Origin of the sequence: Microbacterium sp. 8M (assembly GCF_902506375.1) — a bacterium.
Lineage (GTDB): Bacteria > Actinomycetota > Actinomycetes > Actinomycetales > Microbacteriaceae > Microbacterium.
The window spans coordinates 3,567,344-3,587,452 of the sequence record NZ_LR733284.1; the positions used below are offsets into that span (position 1 = coordinate 3,567,344).

Here is a 20,109-nt window from a genome sequence, read left to right on the forward strand (position 1 = left end):
CGTCACCACGGTGAGCGGTCACCACGGGCTGGGCTGGTAGTCCTTCAGGAACACGCCGTGGATGTCCTCCCCGGCCTCGCCGCGCACGATCGGGTCGTACACTCGGGCGGCGCCGTCGACGAGGTCGAGCGGGGCGTGGAAGCCCTCCTCGGCCAGGCGCACCTTCGTGTAGTGCGGGCGCTCGTCGGTGATCCAGCCGGTGTCGACCGCGGTCATCAGGATCCCGTCGGTCTCCAGCATCTCCCCGGCGCTGGTGCGGGTGAGCATGTTCAGCGCGGCCTTCGCCATGTTCGTGTGCGGGTGGCCCGGGCCCTTGTACCGGCGGGAGAACTGGCCCTCCATCGCGGACACGTTCACGATGTGCTTGCGCCGCGCCGGCGAGGCCGCCATCGCGGGCCGCAGCCGGCTGATCAGCAGGAAGGGCGCGGTGGTGTTGCAGAGCTGCACCTCGAGCATCTCCAGCGGATCCACCTGGTCGACGCTCTGCACCCAGCTGTTCACGCGGTTCACGTCGGGCACGAGCCCGCCGGCATCGATCGCGGTGCCGTCGGCGTGCTTGGCGAGCGACGAGGATCCGGGAGCCATCGCGAGCCGGGCGAGCTCGTCGGCGGTGAGCGCCTGGCCGCCTTGCTCGGCGATCGTGCCGCCGAGCGAGGCAATCGACAGCAGCGGGTGCGCGTCGACCGAGGCCTGCAGCGCCTCGGGGTGCGGATCCGCGGTGTGCCCGAAGGTCTCCATCTCGGGCAGCGGCCCGTTCGGCAGCGGCTGCAGCTCGGCGTCGACGAGCAGCGAGTACGCGCCGGGCGAGCGGCGCACGGTCTGCGCGGCGTTGTTGATGAGGATGTCGAGCGGCCCCTGGGCGGCGACCGAGTCGGCCAGGGCGATCACCTGGGCGGGGTCGCGCAGGTCGATGCCGACCACGCGCAGGCGGTGCAGCCAGTCGGCGGCGTCGGGCAGGGCCGCGAACCGGCGCACCGCGTCGCGCGGGAAGCGCGTGGTGATCGTGGTGTGCGCGCCATCGCGGAGCAGGCGCAGCGCGATGTGCATGCCGATCTTCGCGCGGCCGCCGGTGAGCAGCGCCCGCTTGCCGGTGAGGTCGGTGCGGGCGTTGCGCTTGCCGTGGCTGAACCGGGCGCAGTCGGGGCAGAGCTGGTGGTAGAACGCGTCCACCGTCGTGTACGGCTGCTTGCAGATGTAGCAGTTGCGGGGCTTGAGCAGCTCGCCCGCCGTCGGGGCGTCCACCACGCTGCTGGCGAGGTCGAGGCCGCGCGTCTCGTCGTCGATGCGGTCGGGGGCGCCGGTCGCGGTCGCCGCGATCACGGCGCGATCCGCCTCGGCGATCGCATCGCGGATCTCACGGCGGCGCACGCGCTTGGCGGCCTTGAACATGGCCGAGGTCGCCCGGCGCACGGCGATGAAGTCGGGGTGCTGCTGGTCGAGGTGGTGCAACTCGGCGAGCACCCGCAGGGTGGTCGCGAGATCGGCGGGATCGATGCCGGATCCGACGACGTCGTCGTCCGTGCTGGCGCTGCGATCGCTCGGGGACGACGGAGCGTCGGAGGGGGCGTCGGTCATTGTCACGATTTTACGCGAGCGCGCTGAACGCCGGCCCGGCCCCTCGTCGTCGCCCCCCTCCGCCGTCCAGACCCCCGCGCAACGGCGCGAGCCCGAGGGGGTCTCGGCGGCCCGAGGGGGCCTGGGTGCGAGAAGAGCGACCCAGGCCGCCGCCGCGCTCAGGCCCGCCGTGCTCAGGCGACGACAGCCGCGATGCGGCGGATCACGCCGGGCCAGCCCCGGCCCATGCCCTCGAACGCCTGCCGACCGCGCGGATCGTCGAGGTCGAGGCCGTCGTGTGCGAAGAGCAGCCGGGTGCCGGTGCCCTCGGGCACCAGCCGGAACGTGAGCGTCGAGTCGAGCCCGCCCTCGCTGAACGTGTACCGCAGCAGCCGCGGCTCGTCGGCCTCGAGCACGGTGCAGCGCTGCTTCCCCCACGGCCCCATGTCGAGAGTGAACGCGTGCCCCACCGCGGGGCGGATGTCGCCCTCGGCCCACCACTTCGCCACGAACTCCGGGGTCGTGATCGCCTCCCACACGGTCTCGGCCGGGTAGGGCAGGAACTCGTCGCACTCGATCAAGCGAATGTCAGTCATGGGTCTCTTCGTCAGGGTCGGGTGTCGCCGCGTGCAGCTCGTCGAGCGTCTCGCGCAGGCCGCGCAGGCGACCGCGCCAGTAGCGTTCGAAGGGGTGGAACCAGTCGGCGGCCTCTGCGAGTCCAGCCGCCTCCAGGCGGTAGATCCGCGACCGCCCTCTGGGCTCGTCACGGACGAGACCCGCCGCACGCAGCACCTGGAGGTGCTCCGAGACGGCGGGGCGGCCGATCTCGAAACGCGCGGCGAGCTCGTTCACCGTCTGCGGGCCCGACCGCAGCACGTCCAGGATCTCCCGGCGGATCGGGTTCGCGAGGACGGAGAACACATCGAGCACGGATCCATGATACGTCGGAAATCTCCGACATATCTACAGCGCTTCGGGAGCGGCGCGCCGGCGCTCACAGACTCAGGCGATGCCGCCGCCGTCCACGACGAGGGCGGATCCGGTCACGTACGACGATTCGTCGCTCGCGAGCCAGACGACCGCCGCGGCGATCTCCTCGGGCTCGCCCATGCGGTTGAGCGGACGCTCGGCGGCCTCGGCGAGGAAGCCGGCCTGGTCCTGACCGAGCTGGCGGGCCTCGTCGCGCAGCATGCCCGTGTTCACATCGCCCGGGTTGACGGAGTTGACGCGGATCCCCTGCGGGCCGTGATCGATCGCGAGCGCGCGGGTCATGTTCACCACGGCCCCCTTCGAGGCGCAGTACGAGATCGCCTGGCCGCCGCCCTTGAGGCCCCAGCCGGATCCGGTGTTGACGATGGACCCGCCGCCGTTCGCAGCCATGATCGGCACGACGTGCTTGCACATCAGGAAGATCGCACGCACGTTCACGCCGAACACGCGGTCCCACTCCTCGACCGTGGTCTCGACGGCCGTCGTGCGCCGGATGATGCCGGCGTTGTTGAAGACGACGTCGATGCCGCCGAACGCGTCGACGGCCGCCGAGACGACCCGCTCGATGTCGGCTTCGCTCGACACGTCGGCGCCGATCGCGATCGCCGTGCCGCCCGCGGCGCGGATCTCCTCGGCCACGGCTTCGGCGGCGTCGGCGTTCAGGTCGACGACGGCGACCGAAGCGCCTTCCGCGGCGAAGGCGAGGGACGTGGCGCGGCCGATGCCGCCGGCGCCTCCGGTGACGATGGCGTTCTTGTTCTGCAGGCGCATGATGGGTTTCCTTCCGGGCGGATGGTGCGGGGGCGGTCAGGATCCCTTCGACAGGCTCAGGGATCGGGTTGGTGCGCGTCCCTTCGACAGGCTCAGGGATCGGGGCTTGGGGTACGGGTCCCTTCGACGGGCTCAGGGACCGGGATGGGTCAGGGGACGAGGACTTCGGGGGCGGCGACAGCGTAGAACGCCGTGGCTGCGGCGCCGGTGATGACGCGGATGTGTCCGGCGAGGGAGGCGTCGACCTCCCCATCGCCGGTGTCGACCAGCAGCGGGCGGCCGCCGAGATCGATGAGCTTCTGCTCAGGGGCGACGACGAGCAGGGGATCCGGCCCGAGCGCGCTGATCACGCGCGCCGACAGCTGCTGGTTGCCCCGGCCGAGCAGGAAGCCCTGACCACCGATCACCGTGACCACAGCCTTCGCCGGCCCCGCGGCGGCCTCTGCGAGCAGGCGCTGCTCGTCGGCGCCCGGGGCGATGACCTGTCCGTCCAGCACGACGTCGACGCCGAGCGCCGTCTTGGCGACGCCGAGCTCCGCCGCGATGCGTGCCGTTGTGCCGCCGGGGCCGAGCAGGTACCGCACGCCGGGGCGCATCGCGCGCACGGCTCCCCGGGCGGCGGCCGCGACCGCGTCCTGCTCGGTGACCGGAGTGGGCGCCTTGCGCGCCTGGGTGCGGCCCAGGCGCTGCGGCACGCGCAGGGTGCCGTAGAGCACGGGCTCCACGCGGGCGCGGCGGAGGGCCGCCTCGTCGATGTCGAGCACCTCGCGCTCGGCGGTGGGCACCGGATCCGGCCCGAGCCAGTCCGCCGCGATCGCCCCGGCGGCCACCGGGGAGACCGCGAAGACCGGTGAGTACATCTTGACGCCGGCGGGGATCCCGAGCACGGCCGGCGCCGGCCCGTCGCCGAGCCCCCGCACCGCATCCCGGAGAGTGCCGTCGCCCCCGACCACGAGCACAAGCGTCGCCCCGGCCGCGGCCACGCCGGCGACCGCGGCGGCGGTGTCATCGGGCGTGGTGCTCCCCGCCGACGGCGCGAACACCACCACCGGGTCGAGCCCTGCCTCGGCCACGGCCGTGGCGCCCATCGCCCCGGCCGCGGTGAGGATCCGCGTTCCGGGACGCGAACGGGCGAGGACCGCCAGCGCCTGCCCCGCGCGCTCGTGCGCGCGGGGCAGGGAGCCGTGCTCCGCCGCCCTGGCCTGCACGGCCTCCCCGTCGGAGCCGGCGAGGCCCGCGGGCCCGCCGACTCCGGCGACAGGGTTGACGACCAGTCCGATCACGGGATCAGTGCTCCCACACGCCCAGCGGTGCGGCCTCGGTCGAGCCGGGCAGGCCGCTCGCCACGGCGCCGGCCGGCTGCTCGCCGAAGTACTTGCGGCGGTAGGCGCGCCACGTGATCGCCCAGCGCTCAGGGTCGTCCAGGTCGTCGTGGTGGGTGTGGTGCACGGTCTGGTTGTGCGGCGCGGTGCGCACCACCTCGGGCTTCTCCCGCGCCTCCCGGGCGACCTCGGCGAGGGCGGCGACGTACTCGTCGATCTCCGCCTTCGAGTACGACTCCGTCGGCTCGAGCGTGAACGGCTGCGGCACCACATACGGGTGGTGGCTCGTCCAGTAGTGCATGCCGAAGTCGCTCAGGCGGATCCCGATCTCCTCCGAGCTGATGCCGGTCTCCTGGAACAGCTCCTCCCAGGAGTAGCGCACCTGCTCGATGCGGCGGCGACCCGTCGCGTACGGTGCCGATGCACCGGGGATGTCGGTGACCTTCTTGAGCAGGTAGTTGTTGTTGAGCACGGCGATCTCGGCCGCGGCGAGCAGGCCGTCGGCTCCCAGCGCCATGATCCACGAGTACGCGCGGACGAGGTTGGGGATCACGCCGTGGAACGGCGCGACCGACCCGATCGACTTCTCCCCCGCCTCCGCGATGGCGAAGGATCCATCGTCCTCCCGCACGATCCGGGGGCCCGGCAGGAACGGCGCGAGGGCCGCACTGACGGCGTTGGCGCCCGCACCGGGGCCGCCGCACGCGTGCGGAGTGGAGAACGTCTTGTGCAGGTTGAAATGGCACACATCGAAGCCGGCGTCGCGCGCCCGGGTGATCCCGAGGATCCCGTTCGCGTTGGCCTGGTCGTAAGAGGCGAGCGCGCCCACCGCGTGCGCGGCGTCGACCCACTCCCGGATGGCCGGGTTGTAGATGCCGGTGTCTTCGGGGTTGGTGACCATGATGGCCGCCGTCCGCTCGGAGAGCGCGGCCTTCATCGCGGCGAGGTCCGGATAGCCCTCGGCATCCGGGAAGATCGTGACGACCTCGTAGCCCGCAGCCTTCGCCGCCGCGGCGTTGGACGGGTGGCTGAAGATCGTCGTGATGACCTCGCGGCGCTGCTCCCCCTCGCCGTTCGCCTCGTGGTACGCGCGGATCATCGCGATGTTCGACCAGATCGCGGCGGATCCGCCCTGCGTGTGCAGGGAGACCTCGTCCATGCCGCTGATCTCGGCGATCATCCGCTCCAGGCGCCACATGATCTCGAGCACGCCCTGCGCGTCGGCCGGATCCTGATGCGGGTGCATCTCGGTGAGCTGCGGCACGCCGATGAGCTGGTCGTTGATCTTGGGCGAGTACTTCATGGTGCAGGTGCCCTGTCCGATGTCGACGTTGAAGTCGGCGCCGAGGTTCTCCTGACTCAGGCGCAGGTAGTGCTTGAGCACGCGCATCTGGCCCATCTCGGGCAGCTTCGGCGCCGTGCGGCGACGCAGCGACGCCGGAAGCGATCCGACGACGTCGCCGACGGCGGAGCGCACGCCGGGCTCGACCGGGGTGACCAGCACCCCGCGCTCGCCCGGGGTGGACAGCTCGAAGATCACCGGCTCGTCCCACCGTGCCTGGTGGAAGCGGCGCAGCGCGGGCTTGGGCGCGACGGGAAGGCTCACTTCGTCTCCTCCTTGCAGTTGTCGCTCAGTGCATCGCATCGGTTCTGCTCCTCTGCAGGGATCGGGGAGGGAGCGACGACCGCGGCCAGCGCGGCGGCCAGACGGTCGATATCGGACTGGCCGGTGGCCTCGGTGACGCACACGAGCAGGGTGCGCTCGCCGGTCACGACGCCTGGCTCGATGCCCTGGGCACGCAGCGCCGCGACGACGTCGGCGGCAGGCACCGGGAGCTCGACGGCGAACTCGCGCAGGTGCAGCGCGGAGTCGGTGAGCCGGACCCCGTCGATAGCGGCGAGCCTCTGCTGGGCGTAGCGGGTGCGAGCCAGCAGAAGTTCGCCGAGGTCGGCCATGCCGGCAGGGCCCATCAGCGCGAGGTAGACGCCCGCGGCGATGCCCCAGAGAGCGGCGGCGGTGCCGACCCATTCCTTGCCCTCTTCGCGGTGCGCGAAGGAGGTGCGGTCGTACGCGACGTCGCCGAAGCCGTACTCCCCCTCGACGTCGGTGGAGGCGAGGCCGAACAGGCGCGACGGCATCTGCATCACGAACCGGGGCTCGTCGTGCACGGCGATGAAGCCACCGTGACCACCGCCGTACCACTGGTGGACGCCGAGCGACTGGATGTCGCCTGTGACGATGTCGGCGCCCTGCGACGCCGGGGTCGCCAGCACGCCGTAGCCGATCGGGTCGGTGCCCACGACGACCACCGCTCCCGCGGCGTGCGCGGCATCGGCGATCTCGCGCAGGGCCGCCTCGACCACCCCCGTCGCGCTGGGGGTCTCGATCCACACCGCGGCGACGTCATCGCCCAGCGCAGCGCGGACGGCTTCGACGTCGGCGCTGCCGTCCACCGTCGGGACGATCTCGAGCTCGACGTGAGCGCGGACGTAGTCGCGCACCTTCGACAGCTTCGCCGGCAGCACGTCGCTGGCGACCAGGATCCGCTTCCGGCCGGTCAGGCGGCCCGACATCGTGAGCCCCGTGGCGGTGGCCTGGTAGCCGTCGTAGACGGGGACGTTGACGACGTCCATCTCGAGCAGCTCGGCCATCATCGACTGGTACTGGAACAGCGCCTGGAACCGGCCGTGATCCTCGTAGGGCTCGCCGGCATAGGCGGTGAGGAACTCGCTGCGGCCGATGACCTCGTCGACGACGGCCGGCACGTAGTGGTTGTAGGTGCCGGCGCCGAGGAAGCTCAGCCGCTCCTGAGTGGAGCGGTTCCTCGCGAGCAGCCCGCGCACGTGGCGCGCGAGGTCCTGCTCGGCGACGAGCGGCTCGGGCAGATCCAGCGGCGTGCGCAGCCGCAGATCCTCCGGGACGTCGGCGTAGAACTCGTCGATCGATGCGGCGCCCGTCTCGGCGAGCATCGCCGCGCGGGTCTCGGGTGCCGTGTTCGGGATGTAGGGGTGCACGAACGTCTGCGTCATGCTTGCTCCTTCGGCGGGATGGTCAGGGGTTCGGGAAGCGAGAGGGTGACGAACGGGATCGTGTCGGCGCGGGGCGCTGCGATCACCGCCACGCCATGGCGTCCGAGCGTGAGGGATCCGGTGGTCTCCGAGCCGGTGAGCAGGTCGTGCCCGGGCTGCGGCAGGTGGAAGGTGACGGGTTCGGTCGCGTGGTTCAGCAGGAACGTGTAGTCGGTGGTGCTGTCGCTGCGGGTCACGGCCTCGGCGTCCACCGACACCTCGTCGCGAGCCGGGAGTCCGGCGATGCGCAGCACGTCGCGGAACACCGCGACGAGGCCCTCAGGCGTCAGCATCGCGCTGACGTACCAGGCGGATCCGGATCCGTCCGCGCGACGTGTGACCGCCGGGAGACCGGCCAGCTCGCCCGAGGCGTACGTGCCGCGCACCTCGACGTCCGCGTCGGCGTCGAGCCACTCGCTCCAGCTCGGCACCTCGAGCACGTCGCCGCTGTAGGCCAGCAATTCGGTGCGGCCGTCGGCGATCGGCCACTGCTCGTCCACCTCGACCCCGAGCAGGTCGCGCAGCGGTCCGGGAGCGCCGCCGTCGTGCACCTTCTCGGTCGCGTCGACGACGCCCGAGAACGGCCCGACCACCAGGGTGCCGCCGCGCTCCACGAACGCGCGCAGGGCGTCGGCCTGCGCCCGCTCCAGAATGTACAGGTTCGGCGCCACGACCACGTCGTAGCCGTCGAACGGGGTGCCGGCGTCAGCGCCGCCCGCCCGCACCGTGTCGACGGGGTGGCCGAGCGTGTAGAGCGCGCGGTGCCAGGCGCGGGCCTGCTCCGCCCACTGCAGCCGCTGCGACGGCAGCGACTCGCTCGCGCTGGATCCCCACCAGGAGTCCCAGTCCACGACGAGGGCGACGCGGGAGCGCACCCGGGTTCCGCGCACCGGCTCGAGCAGGCGCAGCTCGTTGCCGAGCGCCTTCGTCTCCTGGAACGAGCGGGAGCGCTCGCCGCGGTGGCCGAGCATCGAGGAGTGGAACTTCTCCTGGCCGTACTTGGCCTGGCGCCACTGGAAGAACATGACCGCGTCGGATCCGTGCGCCACGGCCTGCAGGCTCTCCACGCGGATCTTGCCCGGAGCCTTGGGCACGTTGATGTCGCGCCAGCTCGTCGCGCTCGCCGACGACTCCAGCAGCAGCCACGGCTGGCCGGCCTTGAGCGAGCGCATCAGACCGTAGTTGAGCGCCGCGCCGATGTGCGACGTCGGATCCATGGGATCCGGGTAGGCATCGTCGGTGACGACGTCCTCGCGCTCGGCGAAGCGCCAGTAGTCGAGGTCGCGGAACATGCTCATGAAGTTCGTGGTCACCGCGATGTCGGGGGTGACCTCGCGCAGCACGTCGATCTCCACCTGGAACAGCTCGAGCATCGCGTCGGAGGAGAACCGCTCGAAGTCGAGCAGCTTCGTGGGGTTGACCGGCCCGGGCGCCTTCTTCGGCGTCTCGATGTGCTCCCAGGCGGTGTAGCGCTGGCCCCACACGTTCACGCCCCAGGCCTCGTTCAGGCCGTCGAGGTCGCCGTAGCGCGCCTGCAGCCAGCGTCGGAAGTGCCGGGCGGACTCGGGGCACCAGCACCGCGAGACGTGGTCGCCGTACTCGTTCGAGATGTGCCACATCGCCAGCCCCGGGTGGTCGCCGTAACGCTCCGCGATGGCGCGGGTCATCCGCGCCACGTTCTCGCGCCACACCGGCGACGACGGGCAGTAGGTCTGGCGGGAGCCGAACTCGAGCCGGTGCCCGTCGGAGTCCCACGGAGCCATCTCGGGGTGCGCGCGCAGCAGCCACGACGGCGGGGTCGCGGTGGCCGTGGCGAGGTCGATGCGGATCCCGGCCTCGTGCAGCAGATCCAGGATCCGGTCCAGCCAGCCCCAGTCGTAGACGCCCGGCTCGGGCTCGAGCTGCGGCCAGCTGAAGATCGGCAGGCTGACCATGTTCACGCCCGCCTCGAGCATGAGCCGGATGTCCTCGCGCCAGACGTCCTCGGACCACTGGTCCGGGTTGTAGTCGCCGCCGTATGCCAGGGCGTCGATGCGGACCTCGCGGATCCGCTCGCCGTCGGGAAGCTGCGCCACGGAGGTTCCTCTCTGAGTCTGTACACCTGCGCTGTTCAATGTATTCTGTATACAGGAAGCGTAAGACGAATGAGAGATCTGGTCAAGCCGTAGGCTGACCGCACCGGCCGAAGGGGAAGAACGAATGGCGATCGAACGCAAGAACCTGCGTTCCCAGGTGCGCGAGGAGCTGCTCAGCCGCATGCGCACCGGCCAGGTGCAGCCTGGCGAAGGCATCAACGAGGTGCAGCTGGCCGCCGAGCTCGGCGTCAGCCGCACGCCCCTGCGCGAAGCCCTGATCGCCCTGGAGTCCGAGGGGCAGATCACGAGCGAGAACGGCAAGGGCTTCCGCTTCGTCCCGCTCAGCGCCGGCGAGTTCGAGGATCTCGCGCCCGTGATGGCGACGCTGGAGAGTCTCGCGCTCGAGCTCAGCCCCGTCGACGAGCTGAAGCGCGTCGGCGTCCGCCTGGTCCAGCTCGCCGAGGAGTTCACCGACGAGCACGTCGAGCACGCGCTCGTGATGACCAAGGACGATGAGTGGCACGCGGTCATGCTGTCGGCCTGCCCCAACCGCCGCCTCCTGGACGTGATCGAGAGCGTGCGCGGGGCGTTCCACCGCTACGAGGCCCTCCTCGTCGCTGAGGACGTGAAGATCGACCGCGTCGCCGCCGAGCACGCCGCGATCGCGCACGCCCTCGCCTCCGGTGACGTGCCCGCGGCCGTCGCCGCCCTCAAGGTCAACTGGATGCAGGGCATGCGGCGGATCCTCGACAACTCCTCGAGCGCCTACTTCTCCGCCTGACCCGGACACCCCTCAGCCCTTGACGGCGCCGCCGAGCAGGCCCGCGACGAACTGCTTCTGGAACACCAGGAACAGCACGAACAGCGGCAGGGTCGCCAGCAGGGATCCGAGCATGAGCCCCGAGTAGTCCACGCGGCTGAGCCCGATCATCGTGTTCAGCGCGACCGGCACCGTGTACCGGTCCTCGGAGTTGAGCATGAGCAGCGGCCAGATGAACGAGTTCCACTGGCTGATGAACGTGTAGATCACGAGCGCCGCGATCTGCGGGCGGGCGACCGGCAGCACGATCCGGTAGAACGTGCGCAGCTCGCCCGCCCCGTCGATGCGCGCCGCCTCGATCAGCGTCCGAGGGAAGTCGAGGAATCCCTGCCGCATCAGGAAGATGCCGAACGCGTTCGCCAGGAACGGCACGATGAGCGCCTGGTAGCTGTCGATCCAGCCGGCACTCGCCATCATCTGGAACAGCGGCACGAGCAGCACCTGCATCGGGATCATCATCGTGACCAGGATGACCCCCAGCAGCACCCCGCGCCCGCGGAACCGGTACGTGGCCAGGCCGTATCCGCACATGATGCTCACGATCGAGCTGAACACGGTGTAGATCACGGCGACGAGCACGCTGTTGAGCATGACCTGCCCGAACCCGACGCTCTCCTGCAGCCGGCCCAGGTTCTGCCAGAACTCGCCGCCCGGGAGTATCGGCAGCGGCGTGACGAACAGGTCGCTCGTCCGATGCGTCGAGGCGATGACCATCCACAGGAACGGGATGAGCGCGAGCGCACTGGCCAGGATCAGGGCGAGGTAGACGGGGGCACGCAGAGCGATCCGGCGCAGCAGCGGCTGTCCGCCGTGCGTCGACGGTTGACCGCTGCGGCGCGGCCGGCCGGTGGTGATCAGCTGCGTGGTCACGGCTTCTCCCTCATGATGCGGAACTGGATCAGCGCGATGATCCCGGTGAGGACGACGAGCATCCAGGCGATCGCGCTCGCGTAGCCGAAGTCGAACTGCTGGAAGCCGACTTTGTACAGGTAGAGCACCGGAGTCAGCGTCGCGTTGTTGGGGCCGCCCCCGGTGAGGATGTAGTTCTCGTCGAACAGCTGCAGGGCGCCGATGGTCGAGGTGACACTGGTGAAGACGAGCACGGGGCGCAGCTGGGGGACCACGATGTGCCGGAAGGTCTGCCACCGCCCTGCGCCGTCGATGCGTGCGGCCTCGTAGAGCTCGGCCGGGATCGACTGGAGCCCGGCGAGGATGATGACCATGTTGTAGCCCGTCCAGCGCCAGGTGATCGAGGCGATCACGGCGACCCGCGCCCACCACTCGTTGTTGAGCCAGTCGATCGGCGCCGCGCCGAACAGCGCGAGGGCCTGATTCAGCATGCCCCCGTCGGTGGTCATGATGACGCGGAACACGACCGAGTAGGCCACCAGCGTGGTGATGGCAGGCAGGAACGTGAGCAGCCGGAATCCTGCGCGGAAGCGCAGCCAGGCCTGGTTCAGCAGATAGGCGAGGCCGACGGCGAGCGCCATCATCAGCGGCACCTGCACGATGAGGATCAGCAGCGCGTTGCCCAGGCTCTTCAGCACGAGCGGATCCCGGAGCATGCGCGCGTACTGCTCGACGCCCACGAACGCGCTGACCCCTCCCGAGGTGCGGAACAGGCTCTGCAGTAGCGACACCGCGAGCGGATAGGCGAAGAACAGCGTGAGCAGCGCGGCCGCGGGCAGGGCGAACCACATCCCGGGGCGCTGCATGCGCGCGGCGAAGCGCCGTTCCCGCCGAGGGGGATCGCGACGGATCCCGTCCCGATCCCCCTCGCGCGCGGGCCGCCGCATCGTGGCGACCGTCATCTCAGCCTGCGATCTTGCGGCCGGTCGAGTTCGCGATCTGCGCCGCCGCATCGTCGAGAGCCTTCTTCGGGTCCTCGCCGTTCAGCACCGCGGCGCCCACCGCGTTGGCCACCGCGTCGCTCGCGACGGACTGGTCGGACGTGAAGGAGATGGAGGGGATCTTCGGGGTCAGCCCGGCGAAGGTCTGGAACACCTTCTGCCCGCCGAAGTAGTCGCTCGGCTGCTCGAAAAAGCCGGACTTCAGCGCCGGCAGGTAGGCCGGGAACAGGCCCTCCTTCTGCATCATGCTCGACTGGTTCTCGGTGTTCGCGAGCACGTAGGTCAGGAAGTCGGCCGCGAGCTGCGGGTTCTTCGCCTGCGTCGGGATCGCGAGTCCGGATCCTCCGTTGTTCGACGTCGGGGCGCTGGCGTCGTCGAAGACCGGCAGATCGCGCACCGCGTACTTGCCGCTGAGCTCGGGCGCCTCGCCCTCGAGGGTCCCGATCCACCAGACGGCCTCCGGGGTGACGGCGGAGTCGCCGTCCTTGGCGCTGGTGACGCTCGCGTCCCAGCCCTTGGCATTGGTGATGAGGCCCTTCTGCTGCATCGTCTGCAGCAGGGTGAGCGCGCGCACCGCGGCGGGCGAGTTCACTGTGATCCGGCCCTCGTCGTCGAAGTAGCCCTGGCCCTGCTGCTGCAGGTACATCGCCAGGGAGCCGCCCGCCGAAAGGTCGGCCGTGAGCAGGGTGTGCCCCGTGGCGGCCTTGATCTTCTCGCCCGCGGCGACGAGCTCGTCCCACGTCTTGACGGCCGACGGATCCACGCCCGCGGCCTGGAAGTAGTCGGTGCGGTAGTAGAGGCCGACGGTGCCGGAGTCCCAGGGCGCCATGCGCAGCTTGCCGTCCTTGTCGGATCCCGTTGACCACTTGAACGGATCGAAGTCGGCCTTCTTGTCGCCGAGCACGGGCGAGAGGTCCGCGAAGCCCTTGGGGAACTGCGTGAGGTAGCTCTGATCGTGGTCGGTCTCGAGGGTGATGAGGTCGGGCAGGCCGGTGCCGGCCTGCAGGCCGACCGAGATCTTGTCGTAGGCGTTGTCGTAGCCGATGTCGACGACCTTGATCGTGGTGCCCTTGTGCGCCTTCTCGTAGTCGGCGCCGAGCCGCTTGAGCGCGGTGGCCGCGACGTCCCACGACCAGACGGTGATCGTGCCCGTCGCCTTCGCATCCGAGGCGAGGGGCTTCTCGCTCGAGGGCGCTCCTCCTCCGAACGCGCATCCGGACAGCGCGACGGCCGCCGTCGCCCCGATCGCCAGCGCGAGCATGCCGCGTCGCTTCATCATGACCTCCTTGTCAGAATTGGATATTGCATACAGTACACGCGTGGTTACGCAAACACCAGGCCGTCCGCGAGGGCAGCTGGCCCTCTTGGACCTGCCGCGCGCGGCACAGACTGCACACATCGAAGCCCCCTCAGCCCGTCGAGGCCCCCTCGCCGCTGCGCGCATGCGAGGGGGCCTCGACGTCGCGAGGGGCTTCGACGCCGAGCTCATCGCGCGCTGGGCGCGCGTCAGCGGCTGAGGGTGACCGCGAGATCGATGAACAGCGCCGCGGACCACCCGAACGCGGTCGTCGCGCGCGGCGCCTTGAGGCCCGTGAGCGGGTTGTAGTACTCGTGCGGGCCACCGCCGTGGATCACCAGCCGCGCGGTCTGCTCGCGCAGCGCCCGAGCACGCTCCGGTAGCCCGGAGGCATCCAGGCCCTCGGCGACAAGGGCGCTCGTGTTGATCCAGATCGGGCCGCGCCACATGCGCTCCGCCGAGAAGTCGGGATCAGATGCCGCCACGGTCGGCAGCCCCCAGGGCAGTGCATAGCGCGCGGGGTCGTCCAGGGCCTCCACGAGCGCCTTGCGAACCTCGCTCGGGAGCGTCCCGGTGCGCAGCGGCAGCAGGCCCAGCACCGTGTCACTGGCGATGCGCTCGCCCTCCGGGCCGTGCGCGAAGAAGCGGCGCTCCATCGGATCCCACATCTGCCGCAGCATCAGGGACTCGGTGCGGTCGGCCCGCGCCCGGTGCCGGCCGACGTCGTGGCCGGGCAGGTACCGCTCGGCGAGCGCCGCGATCTCCCGGTCCTGCCGCACGAGGTAGGACGCGAGGTCCGGCGCGGCCGTCGGGATCGGCCCGTCGAAGACCGGGCTGTCGTCGAGCCCCGACGAGTACGGGTGACCGTACTCGGGCATCCCGTCGCCGTCGAGGTCGGATCCGTTCTGCTCCGGGCCGGCGAACCACCAGTCCTGCGAGCGGATCACGCGCCGCAGCTGTTCGGCGGCCCATTCCGGCGCGTCCTCGACCTCGAGCACGAGGCGCAGCGCCCAGGCGGCGAGCGGCGGCTTGGTCAGCGGCACGGGGGCGGACGGGTCGGCGACCTGCGATCCCGCTCGGCGCAGGTTCGCCCGGTCCGCATCCGGCAGGTCGTCGCTCGTGGCGAGGATCCCCTCCTCGTGCACCACGTCGGGCAGCTGCCCGTTGTCGCGCGGGAAGCGGAACGCGAGTTCGAGCTGCTCGCGGGCGAGCGCGGGGTCGCCGTGGCGCAGGCCGACCGCGATGAAGTACGCGTCCCACTGCCACAGCCCGACGTAGCCGATCTTCGACGGCACGACGGCGCGGGCGCCGGCGAGCGCGGGCAGCTCGACGATGTTCGCCCCGAGCACCCACCAGCAGAAGGCGGTCATGTCCTGCAGGTCGTCGCGCACGCGCGGACAGCGGGTGAACCAGTCCGCCCACTCCCGTTCGAGCGCGGCCTCGGCGGCTTCGTGCGCCTCCGCCGACTGCGCGGTCACGGTCGTGGTCCGGTCGGCCGCGACGTCGATGCGCAGGCCGGTACCCAGCGGGTGTTCGGCCGCGGTCCCGTCCGGGAGCACCAGGCGCACCGTGGCGCTCCCGCTCCCGCCGAGGCTCAATGCGCGCAGCCCGTCGAACGTCAGCGTCACGGAGGCGGAGCCGTCGGCCGCGAACCGGATCCGATGCGGCTGCACGTCGACCACGGGCAGCAGGCGCCCTTCCGCGTCGACGACCCCGAGCTCGTCGAGCACCCGGCACTCGCCGAGTCCCCGCTCGTACTCAGAGGTGTGCACACGCACGCCTGCACCCTCGCGGAAGACCAGCAGCCGCGACCTCGGGATCGTGAAGGGCGCGGTGACGAGGTCGAGATGGCGCCCCGCCGCGAGCGCAAGCTCCGCCGCGGACGGAGCGACGACCGCCATCAGCGCCCCCCGAGGCCGGACGCCGCCATGCTGTTCAGGATCCGGCGCTGGCCGATCACGAACACGATCAGCATCGGCACGGTCGAGATCGCCGACGCCGCCATGACGAGGCCGTAGTTGACGGATCCGAACTGGCCCTGGAACGACTGCAGCAGCAGCGGCACCGTGAACAGGTCGGGGGTGTTCAGCAGCACCAGGGGGAACAGGAACGAGTTCCACACGTCCAGCGCCACGATGATGCTGAGTGCGGCGAGGCCGGGCTTCAGGTTCGGCAGGATCACCTGGAAGAACGTGCGGATCCGCCCCGCGCCGTCCACCAGCGCCGCCTCCTCGAGCTCCTTCGGCAGCGACAGCACGAACTGGCGCATCAAGAACACCGCGAACGGGTTCGCGATCATGCCGGGGACGATGAGCGCGAGGTGCGAGTCCACCCAGCCGAGCTGGGTCATCAGCAGGTAGAACGGGATGAGTGTGACCTGCTTGGGGATCATCTGGGTCGCGAGGAACACGATGAACAGCACCCGGGATCCGCGGAAGCGGATCCGCGCGAACGCGTACCCGGCCATCGACGCCGTGATGAGCGTGCCGACGACGACGAGCACGGCGATGTAGGCGCTGTTCAGGTAGGCCTGCGCGAACGGCACGGCGTTCCACGCCTCGGCGTAGTTGCCGAAGGTCCAGGGATTCGGCAACAGCGAGAGCGGATCCTTCAGCAGCTGCGGCAGCGTCTTGAACGAGGTGAGGATCATCCACACGAACGGGAAGACCATGCCGAGGCCGGCCGCGATCAGCACGACGTGGAGGACCGTCGCGGACACGCGACGACGTCCCCGACCCGCAGGCTTCGGCCGGACCCGACGACCGGGCGCGACGATGGCGATCGTGGAATCGGTGGCGGGGGCGGCGCCGCCGCGGGTGAGGCTCGTGGTGTCGATGCTCATGCGGGGTCATCCTCGTAGTGGACGAACTTCTTCTGCGCGGCGAACTGGATCGCCGTGATGACCAGCGTGAGCAGGAGCAGGATGATGCTCGCCGCCGACGAGAGCCCGAACTCGAACTTCTTCATGCCGAGGTCGTAGATGTGATAGACGATCGTGCGCGTCGCGTTGTCGGGTCCTGCGTTCCGCACGAGCACGTACACGGTGTCGAAGGTCTGCAGCGAGGAGATGAACGCGATCACCGAGGAGAAGAACACGATCGGCGAGAGCAGCGGCAGCCGGATCGCGGTGAACAGCCGCCACGCGCCGGCGCCGTCGATCCGGGCCGCCTCGATCACGGACGGCGAGATGTTCTGGAGGCCGGCGAGGAAGATGATCACGTTGAGTCCCAGGGACGACCAGATCGTCACGATGCACACGGCGATCAGGGCGAGGCGCGGATCCTGCAGCCAGTCCGGAGGGGCGATCCCGAAGACCTTCGAGATCGTGGTGGACAGCACGCCGTCGGCGCGGAACAGCTGCTGCCACATCATGGCGACGGCGACCGTCGAGGTGACCACCGGCGCGAAGAACAGCACGAGGTAGAGGGTTCGGGTCTTCAGCTTCTCGAGGGCGACCGCGATGACGACCGCGAGTCCCAGGCCGATCGGGACGGTGATGATCGCGATGAGCAGCGTGTTCAGGATCGCGCGCCCGAAGAGCGGATCCGCCAGCTCGGTGCCGAAGTTCTCGAACCCCACCCAGCTGAGGTCGGTGAGCCCGTCCCACCGCGCGAACGCCAGCACGAGGCTGGCGAGGAACGGCAGCAGCACGAAGAGCCCCATACCTACGAGCTGCGGGCCGACGAACGCGTAGCCCCAGCGGCGGTCGCGTCGCCGCCACGCGGCCTCGCGCCGCCACCCGGGCGCCGTCGATGACGACGCCCGGGTGGAAACCGACGATGCGGTCATGCTCACTTGCCGTCCTGGACCAGCTCGGCGACGGCGTCGAGCGTGGCCTGAGCGTCCTGCTTGCCCTGGTACAGCGCCAGGAACTGGTCACCGATGCCGGAACGGATGCCCGGCAGGCGCGCCTCCGTCGGGTAGTTCACGAAGCCGATGTCGCGCATGTCGAGGAAGGTCTGCGCGTGCGCCGGGTAGCCGTCGAGGACGACCTTGTCCGCGCCCTTGATGGAGGGGACCGCGTTGCCGCCGCCCTGCAGGCGGAAGGTCTGTCCCTGAGCGGAGAGGAACTCGGTCCAGAACGTGAAGGCGGCGTCCTTCACCTTGGTGGCCTTGTTGATCGCGAGGAACGAGGTCGCGACGCCGGTGGGCGCCGCCTTCCCGTCCGGCGTGGGCCAGGGCGCGATGTCGTAGGAGTCCTTGGATCCGGCCGCCGCGACCGTTCCGATCGTGTAGCGGCCCTGCACGAGGAACCCGGCCTTGTGCGCGACGAACACGCTGTCGGCTCCGGCCCCGTCGGGCAGGGTGTCCGCGACCACGAAGGTCTTGTCCTGGAAGAGGGATCCGAACTGGTCGAGGACCTTGACCGCGTCCGCGTCCTTGTTGGCCACGAACTTCCCACTCTTGTCATAGGGCGCCGATGCGCCCTGCGAGCTCAGCCAGCTCCACTGGGTGGCCCAGTAGTTCCAGAACATCGTGCCCGTGAGGCCCGCATCGTGCAGCTTCTTGTTCATGTCCAGGAAGGCGCTCGTGGTCCACTTGCCGGCGGCGGCGAGCGTCGCGGGGTCGTCCGTCACGCCGGCGGCCTTCAGGGCCTCCTTGTCGTACCAGAACACATCGGGGTTGGAATCGTTCGGCGCGGCGTAGATCTCGCCGTCCTGCTCGGCGGCGCCGAACAGACCGGAAGAGAAGTCGGCCTCCTTGCTCTGGCTCTTCGAGCCGTTCATGAGCGCCTTGAGCGGCATGAGGCGGTGCGAGCCGACGAACTGGCCGATCATGTCATCTCCGACGTAGAAGACGTCCGGCGCGGTGTTGCTCGTCAGCTGTGCGAGCAGCTTGGAGTGGTAGTCGTCGTAGCCGGCCACGGGCTGCAGCTTTACCGTGATGTCGGGGTGGCGCTTCATGAAGTCGGCATCGAACTCCTGGTAGCGCTTGAGCTCATCGGCGCTGCCCCAGGTCGACCACACCACGGTGGTCTTCCCTCCGGCGGATCCACCGCCGGCGGCGCCTCCGCTGCAGGCAGCGAGTCCGAGAGTGAGGACGCCCGCGGTGGCCAGGGCCAGCGAGCGGGTGAAGCGAGAGGAGAAGCGAGGCATGAGGCCACCTCTTTCATCGTCGGAAGAGCAGATTCGGGTGTAGGACGCGCTTCGTATTCTGTATACAGAACGCAGAAATGTCAATCCCCGACCCGGCGCCGAGCCGATTCTCCCGCCTTCGATCCCTCGCAGCACGCCGCGCCGGGGCCACCGGCGCTCGAGTGGCCCGATCGCACCGGCGGCTCCGGCTCTACCCTCGAAGGGTGAGCTTCCTCGTCACCGTTCCCACCGCCGAACTCGCCGCCGACGTCATCGCCCGGGGCCGGATGCCCGCGGGCGTCGAGGTGCGGGTATGGGACATGGCGACGCCTCCTCCGGCTCGGCGCATCGACATCGTCGTGCCGTCGTACCTCGGCAGGCAGCACCTGAGCTCGCTGGAGGGCCTCGACGTCGGCCTCGTGCAGGGGCAGATGATCGGATACGAGGCCGTCATCGACCGGATCCCGGCCGGCGTCCCGTTCGCGAACGCGGCGAGCGTGCACGAGCCCGCCACGGCGGAGCTCGCGCTCGCCCTGACCCTCGCCGCGCAGCGCGAACTGCCCCGGTTCGTGCGCGCGCAGGACGCGGGCGTGTGGGACCGCGCGTTCACCTCGAGCCTCGCCGACCGGCGCGTGCTGCTGGTCGGCATCGGCGGTGTCGGCAAGGCCGTGGCCCGTCGCCTCGCCGGCTTCGAGGTCACCGTCACCGCGGTCGCGCAGACCGCGCGCACCGAGGTGGTGGAGGGCATCGGGGAGATCCCGGTGCGCGCGCTCGCCGACCTCCCGGCTGTGCTCCCCGAGGCGGAGATCGTGATCCTCTCGCTGCCGGGCGGGCCCGCCACGCACCGGCTGTTCGACGCGGCCATGCTCGCGCGCATGGCCGACGACGCGCTGCTCGTCAACGTCGGGCGGGGCTCGCTCGTCGACACCGACGCGCTGGTCGCCGAGAACGGCCGGATCCGCGCCGCTCTGGACGTGCTGGATCCCGAACCCCTCCCCGAGGGGCACCCGCTGTGGAACGCCCCCGGGGTGCTGTTCACCCCGCACGTCGGCGGGGCGTCGACCGCGATGGCGCCGCGCATCGCCGCGCTCATCCGCGCGCAGATCGACCGCATGCTCGCCGGCGAGGAGCCGCTGAACCTCATCGAGCACTGACGCGGCCCCGGATCCGCCACCGACCCCCTCCGGATCCGCGAGACTGCAACCACGCGACGAGACTGCAACAGAATCGCGCAGTCTCGTCGTTCAGTTGCAGTCTCGCGGTAGAAGGGCCGGCGACACCCGCGC

Annotated in this window: 17 protein-coding genes; 2 read left to right on the forward strand and 15 right to left on the reverse strand. The window is 70.4% G+C overall.

What is annotated here, in order from left to right; translation table 11 throughout:
* Positions 1-18: 18 nt before the first annotated feature.
* From AERO9AM_RS16810 to AERO9AM_RS16845, 8 genes are all read right to left on the reverse strand, one after another.
* A complete protein-coding gene (locus AERO9AM_RS16810) occupies positions 19-1,575 on the reverse strand; it encodes an SDR family NAD(P)-dependent oxidoreductase (protein WP_236602657.1) in 1,557 nt (518 codons plus the stop codon).
* Between the two features lie 173 nt (positions 1,576-1,748).
* The gene (locus AERO9AM_RS16815; protein ID WP_159577188.1) at positions 1,749-2,150 is read right to left on the reverse strand and encodes an SRPBCC family protein; all 402 of its coding nucleotides are present in this window, start codon (positions 2,148-2,150) and stop codon (positions 1,749-1,751) included.
* Positions 2,143-2,484 (reverse strand): ArsR/SmtB family transcription factor, encoded by a 342-nt coding sequence (locus AERO9AM_RS16820; protein WP_159577189.1) that lies wholly within the window; start codon positions 2,482-2,484, stop codon positions 2,143-2,145. The genes AERO9AM_RS16815 and AERO9AM_RS16820 overlap by 8 nt, the downstream gene beginning before the upstream one ends.
* A gap of 72 nt (positions 2,485-2,556) precedes the next feature.
* Positions 2,557-3,315, reverse strand: a complete 759-nt coding sequence (locus tag AERO9AM_RS16825) for an SDR family NAD(P)-dependent oxidoreductase (protein ID WP_159577190.1) — start codon at positions 3,313-3,315, stop codon at positions 2,557-2,559.
* Between the two features lie 149 nt (positions 3,316-3,464).
* A complete protein-coding gene (locus tag AERO9AM_RS16830; RefSeq protein WP_159577191.1) occupies positions 3,465-4,598 on the reverse strand; it encodes an ATP-NAD kinase family protein in 1,134 nt (377 codons plus the stop codon).
* Between the two features lie 4 nt (positions 4,599-4,602).
* The gene (gene gcvPB, locus AERO9AM_RS16835) at positions 4,603-6,243 is read right to left on the reverse strand and encodes an aminomethyl-transferring glycine dehydrogenase subunit GcvPB (RefSeq protein WP_201298670.1); all 1,641 of its coding nucleotides are present in this window, start codon (positions 6,241-6,243) and stop codon (positions 4,603-4,605) included.
* Positions 6,240-7,667 carry an aminomethyl-transferring glycine dehydrogenase subunit GcvPA gene (gene gcvPA / locus AERO9AM_RS16840; protein ID WP_159577193.1) on the reverse strand — a complete coding sequence of 476 codons (1,428 nt, stop codon included), beginning with the start codon at positions 7,665-7,667 and terminating at the stop codon, positions 6,240-6,242. The genes gcvPB and gcvPA overlap by 4 nt, the downstream gene beginning before the upstream one ends.
* Positions 7,664-9,781: a beta-galactosidase gene (locus AERO9AM_RS16845; protein ID WP_159577194.1), complete on the reverse strand. Its 2,118-nt coding sequence runs from the start codon at positions 9,779-9,781 to the stop codon at positions 7,664-7,666. Before AERO9AM_RS16845 ends, gcvPA begins: the two co-directional genes overlap by 4 nt.
* A gap of 124 nt (positions 9,782-9,905) precedes the next feature.
* Here AERO9AM_RS16845 and AERO9AM_RS16850 point away from each other — a divergent pair, with 124 nt between their 5' ends.
* On the forward strand, positions 9,906-10,562 hold the full coding sequence (locus AERO9AM_RS16850; RefSeq protein WP_159577195.1) for a GntR family transcriptional regulator: 657 nt from the start codon (positions 9,906-9,908) through the stop codon (positions 10,560-10,562).
* Positions 10,563-10,574: 12 nt separating this feature from the next.
* On the opposite strand, the gene AERO9AM_RS16855 is transcribed toward AERO9AM_RS16850, so the two are convergent.
* From AERO9AM_RS16855 to AERO9AM_RS16885, 7 genes are all read right to left on the reverse strand, one after another.
* Positions 10,575-11,471: a carbohydrate ABC transporter permease gene (locus AERO9AM_RS16855; protein WP_201298671.1), complete on the reverse strand. Its 897-nt coding sequence runs from the start codon at positions 11,469-11,471 to the stop codon at positions 10,575-10,577.
* Positions 11,468-12,412, reverse strand: a complete 945-nt coding sequence (locus AERO9AM_RS16860; RefSeq protein WP_236602658.1) for a carbohydrate ABC transporter permease — start codon at positions 12,410-12,412, stop codon at positions 11,468-11,470. Before AERO9AM_RS16860 ends, AERO9AM_RS16855 begins: the two co-directional genes overlap by 4 nt.
* A gap of 1 nt (position 12,413) precedes the next feature.
* A complete protein-coding gene (locus tag AERO9AM_RS16865) occupies positions 12,414-13,730 on the reverse strand; it encodes an ABC transporter substrate-binding protein (protein WP_236602659.1) in 1,317 nt (438 codons plus the stop codon).
* 227 nt (positions 13,731-13,957) lie between these two features.
* The gene (locus tag AERO9AM_RS16870; RefSeq protein ID WP_159577196.1) at positions 13,958-15,649 is read right to left on the reverse strand and encodes an amylo-alpha-1,6-glucosidase; all 1,692 of its coding nucleotides are present in this window, start codon (positions 15,647-15,649) and stop codon (positions 13,958-13,960) included.
* Complete coding sequence (locus tag AERO9AM_RS16875) at positions 15,649-16,590, reverse strand: carbohydrate ABC transporter permease (RefSeq protein ID WP_159577197.1); 942 nt, start codon at positions 16,588-16,590, stop codon at positions 15,649-15,651. The genes AERO9AM_RS16870 and AERO9AM_RS16875 overlap by 1 nt, the downstream gene beginning before the upstream one ends.
* Positions 16,587-17,537: a carbohydrate ABC transporter permease gene (locus AERO9AM_RS16880; RefSeq protein ID WP_159577607.1), complete on the reverse strand. Its 951-nt coding sequence runs from the start codon at positions 17,535-17,537 to the stop codon at positions 16,587-16,589. The genes AERO9AM_RS16875 and AERO9AM_RS16880 overlap by 4 nt, the downstream gene beginning before the upstream one ends.
* Before the next feature lie 2 nt (positions 17,538-17,539).
* Positions 17,540-18,844, reverse strand: a complete 1,305-nt coding sequence (locus AERO9AM_RS16885) for an ABC transporter substrate-binding protein (RefSeq protein WP_159577198.1) — start codon at positions 18,842-18,844, stop codon at positions 17,540-17,542.
* A gap of 203 nt (positions 18,845-19,047) precedes the next feature.
* On the opposite strand from AERO9AM_RS16885, the gene AERO9AM_RS16890 reads away from it, so the two are divergent.
* On the forward strand, positions 19,048-19,977 hold the full coding sequence (locus AERO9AM_RS16890; protein WP_236602660.1) for an NAD(P)-dependent oxidoreductase: 930 nt from the start codon (positions 19,048-19,050) through the stop codon (positions 19,975-19,977).
* Positions 19,978-20,109 lie beyond the last annotated feature (132 nt).